This is a genomic window from Sabulibacter ruber, from assembly GCF_017355955.1.
GTDB lineage: Bacteria > Bacteroidota > Bacteroidia > Cytophagales > Hymenobacteraceae > Nibribacter > Nibribacter ruber_A.
Genome location: NZ_JAFFID010000003.1, coordinates 44,798 through 60,265, shown reverse-complemented (window position 1 = coordinate 60,265; position 15,468 = coordinate 44,798). Strand labels below are relative to the sequence as shown.

Annotated in this window: 10 protein-coding genes and 3 tRNA genes; 5 read left to right on the top strand and 8 right to left on the bottom strand. The window is 49.7% G+C overall.

The genetic code is table 11. The annotated features are described in order from the left end of the window. Nucleotides 1-7: 7 nt before the first annotated feature. From bioB to JT719_RS16045, 5 genes are all read right to left on the bottom strand, one after another. Nucleotides 8-1,045: a biotin synthase BioB gene (bioB, locus tag JT719_RS16065; RefSeq protein ID WP_207434370.1), complete on the bottom strand. Its 1,038-nt coding sequence runs from the start codon at nt 1,043-1,045 to the stop codon at nt 8-10. 358 nt (nt 1,046-1,403) lie between these two features. Next, nucleotides 1,404-2,732 (bottom strand): toxin-antitoxin system YwqK family antitoxin, encoded by a 1,329-nt coding sequence (locus JT719_RS16060; RefSeq protein ID WP_207434369.1) that lies wholly within the window; start codon nt 2,730-2,732, stop codon nt 1,404-1,406. Between the two features lie 69 nt (nt 2,733-2,801). Next, complete coding sequence (locus JT719_RS16055; protein WP_207434368.1) at nt 2,802-3,986, bottom strand: acetyl-CoA C-acyltransferase; 1,185 nt, start codon at nt 3,984-3,986, stop codon at nt 2,802-2,804. Between the two features lie 309 nt (nt 3,987-4,295). Further along, on the bottom strand, nt 4,296-5,213 hold the full coding sequence (locus JT719_RS16050; protein WP_207434367.1) for a tetratricopeptide repeat protein: 918 nt from the start codon (nt 5,211-5,213) through the stop codon (nt 4,296-4,298). Further along, nucleotides 5,210-6,178 carry a VWA domain-containing protein gene (locus JT719_RS16045; RefSeq protein ID WP_207434366.1) on the bottom strand — a complete coding sequence of 323 codons (969 nt, stop codon included), beginning with the start codon at nt 6,176-6,178 and terminating at the stop codon, nt 5,210-5,212. Before JT719_RS16045 ends, JT719_RS16050 begins: the two co-directional genes overlap by 4 nt. A gap of 283 nt (nt 6,179-6,461) precedes the next feature. Between JT719_RS16045 and JT719_RS16040 the strand changes: the two genes are divergently transcribed. From JT719_RS16040 to JT719_RS16030, 3 genes are all read left to right on the top strand, one after another. Beyond that, nucleotides 6,462-6,549, top strand: a tRNA-Ser gene (locus tag JT719_RS16040). A 114-nt stretch (nt 6,550-6,663) separates the two neighbouring features. Beyond that, a tRNA-Pro gene (locus JT719_RS16035) sits at nt 6,664-6,737 on the top strand. Nucleotides 6,738-6,802: 65 nt separating this feature from the next. Beyond that, nucleotides 6,803-6,876: transfer RNA gene (locus JT719_RS16030), tRNA-Arg, on the top strand. Between the two features lie 229 nt (nt 6,877-7,105). Here JT719_RS16030 and JT719_RS16025 read toward each other — a convergent pair. Next, nucleotides 7,106-8,326: a sensor histidine kinase gene (locus JT719_RS16025; protein ID WP_207434365.1), complete on the bottom strand. Its 1,221-nt coding sequence runs from the start codon at nt 8,324-8,326 to the stop codon at nt 7,106-7,108. 458 nt (nt 8,327-8,784) lie between these two features. Between JT719_RS16025 and JT719_RS16020 the strand changes: the two genes are divergently transcribed. After that, nucleotides 8,785-10,380 carry a M1 family metallopeptidase gene (locus JT719_RS16020; protein WP_242693308.1) on the top strand — a complete coding sequence of 532 codons (1,596 nt, stop codon included), beginning with the start codon at nt 8,785-8,787 and terminating at the stop codon, nt 10,378-10,380. Between the two features lie 272 nt (nt 10,381-10,652). Here the strand turns inward: JT719_RS16020 and JT719_RS16015 are convergent, their stop codons facing one another. Further along, a complete protein-coding gene (locus JT719_RS16015) occupies nt 10,653-12,170 on the bottom strand; it encodes a M20/M25/M40 family metallo-hydrolase (RefSeq protein ID WP_242693332.1) in 1,518 nt (505 codons plus the stop codon). Nucleotides 12,171-12,353: 183 nt separating this feature from the next. Beyond that, nucleotides 12,354-12,785, bottom strand: a complete 432-nt coding sequence (locus tag JT719_RS16010; protein WP_207434362.1) for an acyl-CoA thioesterase — start codon at nt 12,783-12,785, stop codon at nt 12,354-12,356. 874 nt (nt 12,786-13,659) lie between these two features. Here JT719_RS16010 and JT719_RS16005 point away from each other — a divergent pair. Then, entirely contained in the window at nt 13,660-15,456 is a 1,797-nt protein-coding gene (locus JT719_RS16005) for a glycosyltransferase (RefSeq protein WP_207434361.1), read from the top strand. Nucleotides 15,457-15,468 lie beyond the last annotated feature (12 nt).

Sequence of the window (15,468 nt, the reverse complement as noted above, 5' to 3'; positions counted from 1 at the left end):
CAATAGGTTATTCGGCTGCTACAACGGCCTCGGCCGGCGCATCCACGGTTCCGCCGCAGGCTGTTTCGGCTTTGAATGATTTACGGGGAGTTAAGCCTAACAACTCAAACATGACTTTGTCATCGGCGAAGCCTGGGTTGGGCGTGGTCAGGAGTTTGTCACCCGAGAAGATGGAGTTGGCTCCGGCCAAAAAGCAAAGGGCCTGCTCGCTCACCGGCATTTCCTGTCTACCAGCAGAGAGACGTACCATGGTCTTCGGCATCAGAATACGGGCGGTGGCAATCATGCGGACCATTTCCCACACGCTCACGCGCGGCTGCTCGGCCAATGGCGTACCTTCCACAGGCACCAGTGCGTTCACCGGCACACTTTCTGGGTGCTGCGGCAAATTGCTGAGCACGTGCAACATGGCGATGCGGTCATCGTCGGTCTCGCCCAGGCCAATGATACCGCCGCTGCACACCGAGATACCCGCTTTGCGCACGTTCTCAATAGTGTTCAGGCGATCGCCATAGGTACGGGTAGTGATGATGTTGTTGTAGTTTTCCTCAGAGGTGTCCAGGTTGTGGTTGTAGGCGTAGAGACCGGCTTCTTTCAGGCGCTCGGCCTGGTACTCGTTCACCATGCCCAGGGTGCAGCACACCTCCAGGCCCATCTCGTTCACGCCTTCCACCATTTCCAGCACGCGGTCAAAGTCGCGGTTGTCGCGCACTTCGCGCCAGGCGGCACCCATGCAGAAACGGGTGGAGCCGTTTTCCTTGGCTTGGCGGGCGGCATTCAACACCACCTCGTTGCTCAGCAGTTTGTGGGCTTTCACATCGGTGTGGTAGCGGGCGGCCTGCGGACAGTACGCGCAGTCCTCGGGGCAACCCCCGGTTTTCACGCTCAGCAACGTGCAAACCTGCACCTCGCCGGTGGCCTGGTATTGTTTGTGTACCTGCGATGCCTCTACTATGAGTTCAAGCACAGGTTTATAGTAGATGGCGCGAATTTCATCCATGGACCAATCAGTGCGGATTGGGGCGGTGTTCAAGGCGTCCGTCATAGTCTGTAAAGTATAGTTTAGACGGCTAAAGTACGGCGGAAAAAGCAATAGGAGAAATTTTTTCGCTGCCGATGATGCGGGAAATTGCGGCTGTTTTAGGCTTGTTTTCTGAAAATCAGCCTGAAAACGGAGGTAGCGGCGTTACACCGTAACGCCGGGCTGCTATAGAACGCAACCGTTTTGTCTGGGGGAAGCAGTTCTATTTGAAGAAGATTTTTATGGTTCCTGTGGCAAAGATGGTTCTACTTGTGACCATCTGTACTGCTGCGGGGAGCCACGGCGTTACAGTGTAACGCCGCTACCTCTGTTTTGGAGTTGTTTTCCTGAAAACAAGCAAAAACTACAACCAACTACCAGACTACTTCTTATCAGCCACCACTACCTGGCCGTTGCGGTACTCCACTTTCTTGAGAGGCTTGCCATTTTCGTCAAAATAAGTCCAGGTGCCAGTTTCGCGGTTGTTCCGGAAGGTGCCGGCCATTTCGGTTTTTCCGTTTTCGTAGAGCTGCTTGAAGGTGCCGTACCGCAGCCCGTCTTTGTAGAACGTCTCAGACTTCACTTTACCCGAGGGGAAGTAGGTGACCAACGTGCTGATGATCTTGCCGTTCACGTAGTTGGCTTTGGAAGACAATTGGCCGTTGTCATGGTAGGTGAGGCGCTCGCCGTTGATTTTCCCGTTCTTGTACGGCTCAGTGGTTTTCAGCTGTTTGCTCTCGTAAAATTCCTGCCAGGTACCCACGGGCTTGTTCTCTTTGAATTCCTGCTGGGCCGCAATAGCGCCGGAAGGGTAGTAGTTGGTGATTTTGCGGTCTTTTTCAGAATTGCTGTAACGGATTTCCTGCTGCAGTTTGCCGTTCTCGTCAAAGGTCTGGGCCACGCCTACACGTAACCCTTTGCTGTAGGTGAGGGTGGCTTTGCGTTGGCCGTTCTCGTAATACGCCACCGAGGGTCCTTCGGGTTTGCCGGCCAGCACGCTGCCCTCGGTCATCAGTTTGCCCGAGCGATAGTAGGTTTTGAACTTGGCTAGTTTGTTAGGTCCCTGGCTGATGGTCTCGGTTTCCAACTGTCCGTTGTCGTAGTAAGTCCGGAAATCGCCCTCAATCATGCCGTTGCGGTACGTGGCTTCCGATGCTTTCTCGCCGTTGGGATGGAAGGTGCGGGTAAGGCCGCTCTGCGCTTTTTTGGCGTAGGTGATCTCAGATTTCAGTTTGCCATCGGGGAAGTATTCTTTCACCAAACCTTCGGGGAAGCCGTCTGCAAAGCTGGTTTCCTGTTTCAGTTGGCCGTTCTCATAGTACGTTTTGAAGGAACCCGTCTGCAGATCATTGGCGTACTGGCCTTCCTGCATTTTCTTGCCGTTTGGGTACACGGCCGTAAAAGACCCGTTCTTTTTCCCGTCTTTGTAAGGAACCGTCAGCTTGGGTTTTCCATCGGGAAAGAATTCGGTGTAGAGGCTGTCGCGCTTGCCTTCCACCACTTTCACCAGGGCCTGCAACTCGCCGGTAGGGTAGTACTTGCGGTAATATCCATGGATCACGGTGTCTGGATTGGCCTTGATGAAGTAGACTTCCTTTATAGCCGATTGCAGCGAATCATAGTAGGTGACCACGCGCGTCTGGGCCTGGGTTTCCTGCTGGAAAAGCAGAACGCCAAACAGAACCGCGATAGAAGACAGAATCCTTTTCATGGATACAAAACAATAAAAAAAGCCTTACATGTAACGTAAGGCTTTTTACACTTAGTATAGTTCAATGACTTACACGCGCTCCAGCACGATGGCCGAGGCCCCGCCACCGCCGTTGCAGATGCCGGTTACGCCAATTTTGCCGTTCTTCTTTTGCAGCACGTTGATGAGCGTAGTCACGATTCTGGCACCGGAGGCTCCCAGCGGGTGACCCAATGATACCGCACCGCCGTACACGTTCACGTTGCCGCCTTCCAGGCCCAGTTTCTTGTTGTTGGCCAGAGAAACCACCGAGAAAGCTTCGTTTATTTCATAGAAATCTACTTCTGAAGGATCTACCCCGGCTACTTTCAAGGCTTTCGGGATGGCCAGGGCAGGCGTGGTGGTAAACCATTTCGGTTCCTGCTCGGCATCGGCGAAGCCGCGGATTTTGGCAATCGGGGTAACGCCCAGTTCCTCGGCTTTCTCTCTGCTCATGAGCAGCAGGGCCGCAGCCCCGTCGTTGAGGGTAGAGGCGTTGGCGGCCGTCACCGTTCCTTCTTTGTCAAACACCGGGCGCAAACCAGGAATTTTCTCAAACACCACTTTGCTGTATTCCTCGTCCTCAGTTACCAGAATAGGGTCTTTGCCACGTTGTGGTATCTCCACCGGAATGATCTCGTCTTTCAGGAAACCGGCTTTGGCTGCCTCGGCGGCTTTGCGGTACGAGTTGATGGCGTATTCATCCTGCATCTCGCGGGTGATGCCCAATTCGCGGGCAGTGTTCTCAGCGGCGCTGCCCATGTGGTAATCATTGTAGACATCCCAAAGACCGTCTTTGATGAGCCCGTCGATCATCTGGCCATGGCCCATCTTCGCCCCGAATCTTGCTTTATCCAGATAATACGGCACGTTGGACATGCTTTCCATGCCGCCCGCTACAATGATGTCTTTGTGGCCCAACATGATGGCTTGTGAAGCGAACATGATGGCTTTTGAGCCCGAGGCGCATACTTTATTGATGGTGGTACATTCCACCTCATAGCCCAGACCAGCGCCAATGGCGGCCTGGCGGGCGGGTGCCTGTCCCACGTTAGCGGAAAGCACGTTGCCCATGATCACTTCCTGTACCATGCTTTTGTCGATTCCGGCTTTCTCCACCGCGCCTTTGATGGCAATGGCGCCCAGTTGCGGGGCCGTCAGGCTGGACAAGGCACCGCCAAAGCTCCCGATGGGGGTACGAACCGCCGAAATCACGTATACTTCTTTTATCTGCATATCAGTAGGTGTAACTAGATTTATGGCATCAAGATATTGGTAATTCTGATAATTGCCAAACGCTTGTTAGGTTGAAGGGTTTTGTTTACTCTTTAAAGTGACGTTTGAAGTAAGTTTCTGCTTCAATTTTAGAAAAACAGGAGAAAAATGGATGGTAGTACGTGTTCAAGCCATATAGGATCAATGCAGCCTCTCAAAAACACTTAACTTTTACATCAAAAGGCACTGTTTTAAACTTTGTAGGCTACTACTCTATTCTGTTTTTGCCTTGTTTTTACCAAAATACTCTGTAAACGGATTCGCCGGATTCTACCAGTCCGGTGTGTTACGGTCCGATTGCTTTGCTCTTTTACGCGGAAGTTGCTGCAGGTACTGGGTTTCTTCCTGGCGCATGGCATCCAGCAATTGGCGGGCTTTTTCAGGGCTCAGTTGTAGCTTTTTCAGCCGTTCATAGCGGGTTTGGAGCATCGGGTCATTTTCGCCGCCCAATTGATTACTTCTTCTGTTACCAATATTGGCGTTTCCAGTTCCTGAGCCATTATTGCTCAAGCCCTGGTTCTGACCCGGGGTGTTCCCAAAGTTCTGCTTGCTGTCTGTACCGTCAAGGCCATTCTGAGGGTTCTGTTTGCCTCCTCCTGGATTTGTACCTCCCGGGCCGGTATTAGCCATGCCATTAGATTGCCCCTGAGTGGTAGTGGTGTTGGAGGTGTCTTGTTGCTTTCTTCCGCCTGAACCGTTTTGCTGTTGGTTTCTTTTTTGGGGAGGAGGGGGGCTTTGCCGTTTTTCTGGGTGCAGTAGAAGATACTTTTGCAGCAGTTCATAGTTGAACCGGGCCGCCTTGTTGGTCTCATCTGAGGTAATGGCCTGTTTGCTGAAGGCAATGGCTTTGGTGAAGTTTCCTTCCTCGGCCTCAATCACCGACAGTTGGGTGGAAACTACCGAAAGCAGGTTTTTATCCCGGGTGTTTAAAAGGACTCGGTACAGGGGAGAAGCCTGGCTGTATTCATGTAAATGGAAGTAGGAATGGGCCAGGTTCAAAGTAACCGAGGGAGGAATGGCGCCGCCTTCGGTCTGGCGTACTTTCTCATACAAAGCGGCAGCCTCGTGGTAGCGCCGTTGTTTGTACGCTGCCTCGGCTTGCTGGGCATACTGGTTCCGCAACGCTATGCGCTGGAGTCCGTCAAAAGGGGAGAAGGCCAGCAATAAAATCAACCACCAAAGCCTCATATTCTAAGCACTTGTAAGGTCCACAACACATCCAACGCAATCAGGAGCAGAGCTGCCAACAAAGGGTAAAGATACTTGTTAGCGGCCACTTCCACCACCTTGGTCTGGCGCAGTTCGCTTTTCACGGTGTTCACTGCGCTTATCAGCCGGGGCATCTCGCTTATGTTCTGGTTTATCTCAAAGTAATCTCCTTGGGTGCGTTGGGCCAGGGTCTTCAATGATTCGGGTTCTAGTTTTGTCACCACGGTTTGGCCGTCCTGGTCTTTCTTGAAGCTGCGTCCTTCCGGGATTTTCCCTCCAAAGTAGGTTCCAATTCCAACGCAGTACACCCGCACTCCCTGGCTTTGCAGCGCATTGATCTCGGCCTGCAGATTTTCGCCAAAGGTCTCCCCGTCAGAAAACACCACCAGTATTTTGGAGCGTTCTAATTCACGGCTGGTTTCACTATCCCTGAATTTCTGCTGAACCAGCCCTAAAACAGGTTTCAGTTGGGCAGCCTCCTGCGGAGCCAGGTTAGACCGAAGCGATTGGATGAACAGTTCCAGGGCGCTCAAGTCATACGTAAGCGGACTCAACACAAAAGCCTCGGAAGAAAAACCAATCAGCCCCACTCGGTCAGCGTTTGAATTCCTGACGAAATCCATCAGCTCCAGTTTCATCTTCTCAAGGCGGGAGGGTGGCACGTCCACGGCGTTCATGGACTGGGATAAATCAACCGCCAGGAAAACATCTTTGCCGTTGGTCCTGATCTCTTTGGTCATGGCTCCAAAAGAAGGCCCCAGCAATGCCACCACTAGCAACACCATGTAAACCGACCGGATAGCGGCTTTCACCCAGAGCGTATTAGCCGATTGCCCAAACTGAAACGCCAGCCGTTTGATCCGGTACAGGTAGCCGCCATAGAACACTATAAACAGGAGCAGGAAAAAGAACTCCATGGAAGTGAAAGGCAAGTACCAGGTCATAGGCAGTATAGGATGCTTCTTAAATTCTGGGGCAAGTTAAAAAGAAAGAAACAAATGGCTTTGGGTTGAATGGGGCTGGTGAGGTGTGGCAAAATCTGTCATTCCTTGGTGAAACGGACAAAGTCTGAAAAAATTTGAAAAAAATCTGCGATTCTAAGCTGCTGGGAAAGAAGAGGATGATGGTGGTAGGGCCCTCTGCTGGGAAATTTTTTTGGCGAGGGCTTTGGTAATCTCATTTTTGTTAGGCTATATTTGCACACTCTTTAACCGAAAGAGGTAGCCCGGAGAGATGGGTGAGTGGCTGAAACCAGCAGTTTGCTAAACTGCCGTACCTCTAAAGGGTACCGGGGGTTCGAATCCCCCTCTCTCCGCGAAATTTTTCTGAAAATAAATTTTGACAGTAAAATTTCTTCTTATATCTTTGCACCGCAATTCACCGAAAGGTTAGGGTTTGGTTAAGTTGGTTAATCGGTAATTGCAGGACTCGGGGTGTAGCGTAGCCCGGTATCGCGCCACATTTGGGATGTGGAGGTCGTAGGTTCGAATCCTGCCACCCCGACGAAAGAAGATGAGTAATGTTGGATGACTTAAAAGACATTCTCCATTACTCATTTTTGTTTCGATGGTCTCGTAGCTCAGCTGGATAGAGCAACTGCCTTCTAAGCAGTAGGTCTTTGGTTCGAATCCAAACGGGATCACTTGAAAATCAGCCGTTTATAAGGTAAAACTTGTAAACGGCTTTTTTGTTTGCTACCAATTTGCGAATTTTCTTTCAAAGCCCTCCAGTCTTTTCCCTCATTCATAAATAAGTATGCCCCTCGGCAGAACAAAAGCCTTGCTCTTCCTGGCGGCTTAGATTCAAAGAACGTTTGACGGTGATCAAATCTGAAGAGAGTTGTTTCAATTAGAAAACTATTCAGCAATGTTTTATGGCAAGCTGATCTGAAAGCAGGTTCCTTCTCCTACTTTACTGTTCACCTCAATTTGGCCGCCCATGGAATCTAAATGAGCCTTAATAAGGAATAAGCCCATTCCTCTGCCCTCAGTATATTGGTGGAACCGTTTATAAAGTTTGAAGACGTTTTGCCTGTTCTTTTCCAAATCGAAGCCAGAACCGTTATCTGAAAACGTGATAGTGGTGCCTTCCTCAGTTCTGCGGCTCTTTATATTTATTTCAAGCCGGCGGCCTTCTGCTCTGTATTTGGCAGAATTGGACAGAAGGTTAGAAAAGATGCTGTATAGGTAGGCTTTGTTGGCTTTCACGGTTAGGCCATCGGTAATGTCAAGGTTTACGGTGGTTCCTGCTTTTTGGAGTTGTTCTTCTAAAGCTGAAAGCGCCTGAAGAGTTACTTCATGCAGGTTCACCTGTTCCAATCCTGTAGTTTCACGCTTTTCTCTTATGCTCAGGATGGTGTTCATGTCCTTTAGAACATTATCCATTCTGTATAAACTCAGCCGCAGGAAGGACAAGGATTTGTCAAACGTAACGGAATTCCTGTCGGTGTGTACTAACAGGTTTGCCAGGCCTACTGCATTGGCCACCGGGTTACGCAGGTTATGGGACACAATGTACGTGAACTGCTGAAGGTCGCTGTTCTTTCTATGAAGATCCTTGGTAAGTCTGGCGAGATCAACTTCTGGTTTTTGAGGCAAGGTGTCTTGGACAGGCATAGGTGATTGTTGAGTACCAGAAGGCTCAGAAAGGCCCAGAAAGGAATTGGTCCGGGATGCCTCCATGTACACCGGTGCGGTTAAACTCTTGGTTGATTCCCATGCCATTACTACTGTGAGATCACGGCCTACGCAAAACATGGTTTCGTCTTCCTCAGACCAGGCAACAGACCATTGGATCCTGACCTCGGTGCCGTTTTTGTGTAAGACCCGATTCTCCAGATGCACCTGTCTGGAGTTGCTGAAAGTTGCCCTGAAGATCTTCTGGGTTTTGGTAGCTTCTGCAGGATGGAGGAAGTCAGTATAATGCTTACCCTCCAATTCCCAGGGTTCATACCCCAGCATGTTTCTGCTGGCTTCGCTTGCATAGGTGTAAAACCCGTCTGCATCCAGGGTGCAGAATAGATCCACCGATACTTTAGCCATCTTTTCCCAATTCACGTTGCTTCTTACCGAATAGATTTGGGACTCTTTCAATGGACACCTCCTTAGTTTATATTGGATGATAAGTTTATATCTGCAATAAATATAGCGGTAAAATTATAAACTGCAATACATGATATAAGTTTTATTAGAGATAAGTAGATAAAATAATGATATGTTTGGCTTGGAAAGGTTACTTATTTTTAATTTATAAGATCATTCTAATGAATGGATGTAGGTAGTTGAAGATGCTTTATAATTGATTCAACTAGGTTTCTTGGTTGAATTTGCGATAACAGGCAAAAAAGCCAGCAAATGAATGATCTGCAGAAGAGCTGAACCAAAAGCTAACTCTTGGTTGTACACTTAAAATAAAATTTTGGGGTAGAGTAGATAGACCGGGTTTTCAAGGTTCTATCTTTAACTATCAATAAATGCTAAACTCACCTATGTTAGACCTTAAACAAGGAAAAAGATTTATATGGAGTTGGTTGTGGTTGATTTGTGTGCCTATGGTATCCCATGGGCAGGAATCTCCCCAATTCACCAGACAAGATACCTTGCGGGGTTCCATTACTCCTGAGCGTGCCTGGTGGGACCTGATCCACTACGACCTGAGCATGAACGTGAACCCTCAGGACAGTTCCATGTACGGCATGAACAAGATCCGGTACAAGGTGCTCAAGGGAATGCAGGTGATGCAGCTTGATCTTCAGGCCCCCATGCGTATAGAGCAGGTGATGCAGAACGGTCAGAAGCTTTCTGTAAGGCAGGACGGAAATGCCTGGTTTGTTCAACTGGTACAGCAGCAGGAACCAGGCTCACTTCAGACCATTGAGGTGCAGTATGGCGGTAAACCCAAGGTCAGTAAGAATCCGCCCTGGAGTGGGGGAGTGACCTGGAAAAAAGATTCTAAGGGCAACCCTTTGATTGCCACCTCCTGCCAGGGCGATGGAGCCAGCCTTTGGTGGCCCTGCAAAGACCACATGTATGATGAACCAGACAGCATGATGCTACGGGTCACGGTTCCTCAGAGCCTGGTGGAGGTTTCAAATGGTCGTTTGCGACAGGTAGAATCCCATGCAGATGGTACCAAAACGTACCATTGGGCAGTGACCAACCCTATCAACAATTACGGGGTAAATGTGAACATTGGAGATTACGTGCACTTCTCAGAAGTATATTCCGGGGAAAAGGGCCCCTTGGATTGCCATTACTATGTGCTGCGCGAAAACCTAGAGAAAGCGAAGCAGCAGTTCAAGGAGGTTCCCCGCATGCTGAAAGCCTTTGAGCATTGGTTTGGGCCTTACCCGTTCTATGAAGACAGCTACAAACAGGTGGAAGTGCCCTATCTGGGCATGGAGCACCAGAGTTCAGTGACCTACGGAAACAAGTACCGCAACGGCTACCTTGGCCGGGATTTAAGCGGAACCGGCTGGGGCCTGAAATTCGATTTCATCATTGTCCATGAGAGCGGGCACGAGTGGTTCGCCAACAACATCACCTATAAAGACATCGCCGATATGTGGATTCATGAAAGCTTCACCGCGTATTCAGAGAATCTCTTCGTTGAATTCTACCACGGCAAAAAAGCCGGGAGTGAATACGTGATTGGCACCCGGCAGAACATCTTGAACGACCGACCGCTGATTGGGATGTACAACGTGAACTACGGAGGCTCCGGTGATATGTATTATAAAGGAGCCAATATGCTGCACACCCTTCGGCAGGTGGTGGACAATGACGACAAGTGGCGCAAGGTTCTGAGGGGGATGAACAAAGATTTCTATCATCAGACGGTAACTTCTGCCCAGATAGAGAATTACCTTAGTTCTAAAACTGGCTTAAACCTGGTGCCGTTCTTCAACCAGTATCTAAGAACGGTTCAGGTGCCCGAGCTGGAGTACTGGATGGAAGGCAAAATCCTTCACTTCAGGTGGAGTAACTGCGTGGAGAATTTCAACTTGCCGGTGAAGGTATTGATAAATGGAAAAGAGAAATGGCTGAAGCCGGTAGCCAATAACTGGAAGCAAATCTCTTTGCCTTCTAACGTGACTGAGTTAAAAGTTGATCCTAATTTTTACGTCACTCAGGAGAAGCTTCATTAAGACTCTTATCCCTTTCATCGGTTTTAAAGGTGTTTTTCGGAAAAGAGGTTAAAACCATATAGTTGTAACCTGTAAATGAATGTCTAACTCCCTTGTAAGAGTTATGTGACCTGGTTCACAGACCAACTTAAACCTGCAAAAGCAAACAGTCTGTTGAAAGAACTTACTTTCAGCAGGCTGTTTGCTTTTGAATTGATTGATAACCCAGGAGTGTTTTGGCAAGCTTTTCTGGAAAGCAGGCTAAAAATGCCTAGTAATTTGCTTGTAATTGATTAATCAAGGCCTCCTCGGCGGGTAGGGCCTTTAGGGGCAGGCCAGGTGGCTGGCTGGTTCGTTTTAGCGTCTACTGGCAGAACAATCCGCTCCCGTGAGGTTTGCTCTGGGTCCTCGCTGGCCATATAAGCAAGAATGGCGGTTAAGATGGCGTTACTGCGCACATCGTCAAATACAATCTTGTCATAGGTGTCGCGGTTAGTGTGCCAGGTGTAGGTGCCGTAAGACCAACTCAAGGAACTCAAAGAGAAAGCAGGCGCTCCGGCGGCCACAAAAGAAGCGTAGTCAGAACCGCCGGCGCCGGGAGAACCCGGGAAATTGGTTTCAATGTGCTGTCTGATCTCCTGCGGCACTTTTGATAACCACCGACCTATGTAATTATACGAGTGCAGGAAGCCCTGGCCTGAGATGTTCACCACACGACCAGTGCCGTTGTCCTGGTTAAACAAGGCCTGCACATTCTTCACAATCTCGGGGTGATCTTCCACAAACGCGCGTGAGCCGTTCAACCCCTGCTCTTCGCTGCCCCAGTGACCTACCAGGATGGTGCGCTTTGGGTTAGGGTAGATCTTCTTCAGGATGCGCATGGCTTCCATCATCACCAGGGTGCCGGTTCCGTTATCGGTAGCGCCGGTTCCACCGTCCCAGGAATCAAAGTGGGCCGAAAGGATCACGTATTCGTCTGGCTTCTGGATGCCTTTTATCTCTGCGATGGTGTTGAAGGTAGGCACAACGCCACGCTCCTTTGACTCAGCCTGAACTGAGATGCGGGGCTTCTGCCCAGACTCCGTGAGGCGATACAGCAAGCCGTAATCTTCCAGGGCGATGTCTACCGTGGGGATTTTCTTGGTATAAGCGCTGAAGATTTTGTTCACCCCAAAACCTGATGACCAGTTAGACATTACAATTCCGGCGGCTCCGGCTTTTTCCAGCGCCACAGGTAAGGTGCGGTTGTTGAAGCCGGTTTTTCTCAGTCGCTCCCGCCAGGCCTCGGTTAAGGCGGTGCGCTCTTTCTTCATCTTCTCAAATGAATCTTTGGTACCGAATTCCTGCCAGTTATAGTCAGGCCGACCAGTAGGCTGGGCCATGGAGATCAGGACAAACTTTCCTTTGGCGGTTGGTAGCCACTTCTGGAACGCTACGGAATCGGCAACGTCTGGCAGGATGATGGTCTCGGCAGTAACGCCTTTGCCTTTGGTGCTGGGGCTCCAGGCCAGTTGCATGCCTTCCAGTGATTTCACCCTTGGGTGCACCATGTCAATGTGGGAAACGCCTCTTTGCCAACCGCGCCATTCGCCCCATTTTTCGTTTCGGGCGGTAATGCCCCAGCCCTTGTATTTGGCTACGGCCCACTCGTTGGCTTGCTGCATCTGCGGCGAGCCTACCAGCCGGGGACCAATGACATCCATGAGTTCATGCGCCAAGGGCTCTAACTGCGAGTTCTCGTTGGCTTCTTTGACAATGGCTTCTACCACGGGGTCTTTGGTCTGGGCAAAGCCTAGCTGGGTAGCAAGCATAAGGGATACTAATAAAACCTTGGGCGTTCCGGTTCCGGAACCCAGGCGGGAGGGAAGTAGTGGTATTTTCATGGCCCTAAAATTAGGAAAGAGTACAAATAATGAAAGCCTGCCCTTTCAACAAAGGGGCAGGCTTTCTGTTTTCTGGCTATTTTTTACCAAATACCCTAAAAAACGAAGGGATTACTCCAGCACAAAGTCATCAGCTTTGGGCAGAGTCATGAACTTTTGGGTGAGGTCTTCTGGTAGGGCAGTTAGTTTGCGTTTCATCAAGTCAATCCAGGCGCCGTCTACCTGAATAATAGCGGCTTTCACGCCATCGCCCCGATACAGCTCATGGCGGATAGACCAACGGGAGCCATCGGCCCGGGATTTGGTCAGCACAGATTCAATCTTGATGGTGTCATTGAGGCCTACCTCGCGCAGGTACTGCAACTCCTCCCGGAAAAGGATTGGACCCATTTTAAGGTGTTGGAATACCTTGAAATCTAAGCCCAGAGTTTCCAGCATAGAGATACGGGCTTGGGCGGCAAAATCGGCATAGGCAGAATGACGCAGGTGCATGTTGGCGTCTACTTGCGCCCAAATCACATGCCCTTCATAAACAACGCTCATATAGAACTAGGTTTGGTTTGACTACTCATATCATAATGGCACCTTCTTAATGGCAGCTACAGATCGGTGCCTTTTTGGAAAAGGTAAGGTAAATACCCGATTAAGAAGACAGGAAATCCTCCGTAAGCATGCTTATACTTCTGTTTGCCTACTTTTTGTTTCTGCACTTCTGACAGCAGGAGCCTTGTTTTGGCTTAAACTACTGGGTTTGTGACCTAATCACGTTATGTTAAATCTGTAAGCAAAAGAGGCTGAAAGAGCAAATTTGATCAGAAAAATCAATTTTCTTTAGAATGCTTACAGGTTATGTCTTATCTTACGGCTGAAAAATACTATTTGTCAACTAGCTGAAGTGAACGTTATGAGAACACGGCTGAGAGATGGGCAAGTTATTTTGGTTGTGCTGGGCCTGCTGTTTGCGGGCTTTGCCGCCGGCAGATTCTTAAGCCAAGACCCGGTATTAGGTGGCATCCTTACAGGGTTACCATTGCTTTTCGCCATTTACATACTCCTCAAGAACAGATACAGAAGCAGAAGCTCCAGAATCTGACGCAAGTCAGGTGGCAATGGGGGAACGTGCAAAACAGTGACAGACCTCTCCTCTGCGAGGGGTTTCACCTACCTGGCTGTACTGTCTTAGTTGGTTTAGGATTGAAACCTGGATTTCTGTCCGGAAACAGAGAGTTCTGTTGTTTTACTTCTGCAAAGACAGGAGCAAAGTACTTCATTGATTTTGGTTTGTACTTGAGTAATAGATAATTAGAGAAGAGAGTGAAAGAAGGGAGAAGATGGAAAAGGAAAAAGTTTAAATAAATAGCTTTTTCTATATCCGTTTTAGGCGAATTTGAGTAAAATAGCTGAAAAATGACCTCCCATGCAACAAATATCTTCTGCTTCTCCGCATCTTCTGGAAATAGCCTGGGAAGCGTGTAACCAAGTAGGTGGAATCTACACGGTAATCCGCTCCAAAGTGCCGGCCATGATTGAGTACTGGGGTGACCAATATTGTCTTATTGGCCCTTATTTTCCGCAGCAAGCTGCCAACGAGTTTGAGCCCACAGATGATTATTCAGATGTTTACGGACAGGCCGTTCTGGAGCTGAGGGCGCTAGGCGTAGAATGTTATTATGGAACCTGGCTGGTCACCGGCAGGCCCCGTATTGTGTTGATTAACCCGTTTAGCGCGTACGGCCAACTGGGCGAGATCAAATACTTCCTGTGGGAAAACCATGGAATCCCTACCTCCAATGAAGAACTCCTGAACCAGGTTTTGGCCTTCGGGGTGCAGGTGAAACGCTACATTACGCTGCTGGCTGGTAAAACCCAGGTGGTGGCTCACTTCCACGAGTGGATGGTGGGTTCCCCAATCCCAGATTTGCGCAGGGAGCAGGTGCCGGTGAAGATTGTGTTCACTACGCACGCTACTTTGCTGGGCCGGTACCTGGCCATGAACGACCCTAACTTTTATGACCAGCTCACCTCCGTGGATTGGCAGAAAGAGGCACAGCATTTCAACATTGAACCGGCGGTTTCCATTGAAAGGGCGGCCGCCCACGGATCGCACGTGTTCACCACCGTGAGCGAGGTCACCGTGCGGGAATGTATCTACCTGCTGGACCGTATACCGGATACCGTACTGCCGAATGGACTCAACATCCGGCGGTTCATTGCCATGCACGAGTTCCAGAACCTGCACCTTACCTATAAAAAGCGGATTCACCGGTTTGTGATGGGCCATTTCTTCCAGAGCTTCCCGTTTGATCTTGAGAAAACCGTCTACTTCTTTACGTCAGGCCGGTTTGAGTACCGCAATAAAGGATTTGACCTCACGCTGGAAGCCTTAGCCCGATTGAACTACCGCCTGAAACAGGCTAAGAGTGATATGACGGTAGTGATGTTCTTCATTACCAAACGGCCGTTCTACTCCATTAATCCCGGAGTGCTGCACTCCAAAGCCCTGATGGAGGAAATCCAGGATACCTGCGAGTCCATCAAAGACCAGATAGGAGAGAAGCTGTTCTATGATGCCGCTACCAGCCAGGATCATCGTTTGCCGCAACTCAATGACTTTGTGGACGATTACTGGAAGCTGCGCTACCGCCGTACCATCCAGTCCTGGAAAACGCACCAATTACCGCCGGTGGTCACGCATAACCTGGTCAATGACCAGCAAGATGAGATCCTGCATTTCCTCAGAGGCTCCAACCTGGTGAATAATGCCGATGACCGCGTGAAGATTGTGTATCACCCAGATTTCATCTCGCCTACCAACCCGCTGTTCGGGATGGAGTACGGGCAGTTTGTGCGTGGGTGTCACCTGGGTATCTTCCCGAGCTACTATGAGCCGTGGGGCTATACACCGCTGGAATGTGTGGCCAGTGGTATTCCGGCTGTAACCAGTGACTTGTCTGGTTTCGGGGATTATGTGAAGAAAAACATCAAAAAACACACCGACAAAGGTATCTACGTAATTGACCGTCATGAGCGGAGCTTTGATGTTTCCTCAGAACAATTGGCGCGGCACATGTTTGATTTTGTGGAAATGAGCCGCAGAGAGCGCATCACGCAGCGTAACAAAGTGGAAGGCTTGTCTGAGATGTTTGACTGGAAAAAACTGCTGGTGCACTATGAGCGGGCGTACCAACTTGCCCTGAGCACTAGCCAGGAATAGCCTTCTGCGCTA

Bases quoted from the DNA above. Each gene is read 5' to 3' on its own strand.
- JT719_RS16005 (WP_207434361.1), top strand. From the start codon at position 13,660: ATGCAACAAATATCTTCTGCTTCTCCGCATCTTCTGGAAATAGCCTGG.
- JT719_RS16060 (WP_207434369.1), bottom strand. From the start codon at position 2,732: ATGAAAAGGATTCTGTCTTCTATCGCGGTTCTGTTTGGCGTTCTGCTT.
- JT719_RS16015 (WP_242693332.1), bottom strand. From the start codon at position 12,170: ATGCTTGCTACCCAGCTAGGCTTTGCCCAGACCAAAGACCCCGTGGTA.
- JT719_RS16055 (WP_207434368.1), bottom strand. From the start codon at position 3,986: ATGCAGATAAAAGAAGTATACGTGATTTCGGCGGTTCGTACCCCCATC.
- JT719_RS16045 (WP_207434366.1), bottom strand. From the start codon at position 6,178: ATGACCTGGTACTTGCCTTTCACTTCCATGGAGTTCTTTTTCCTGCTC.
- JT719_RS16010 (WP_207434362.1), bottom strand. From the start codon at position 12,785: ATGAGCGTTGTTTATGAAGGGCATGTGATTTGGGCGCAAGTAGACGCC.
- JT719_RS16020 (WP_242693308.1), top strand. From the start codon at position 8,785: ATGGTATCCCATGGGCAGGAATCTCCCCAATTCACCAGACAAGATACC.
- bioB (WP_207434370.1), bottom strand. From the start codon at position 1,045: ATGACGGACGCCTTGAACACCGCCCCAATCCGCACTGATTGGTCCATG.
- JT719_RS16050 (WP_207434367.1), bottom strand. From the start codon at position 5,213: ATGAGGCTTTGGTGGTTGATTTTATTGCTGGCCTTCTCCCCTTTTGAC.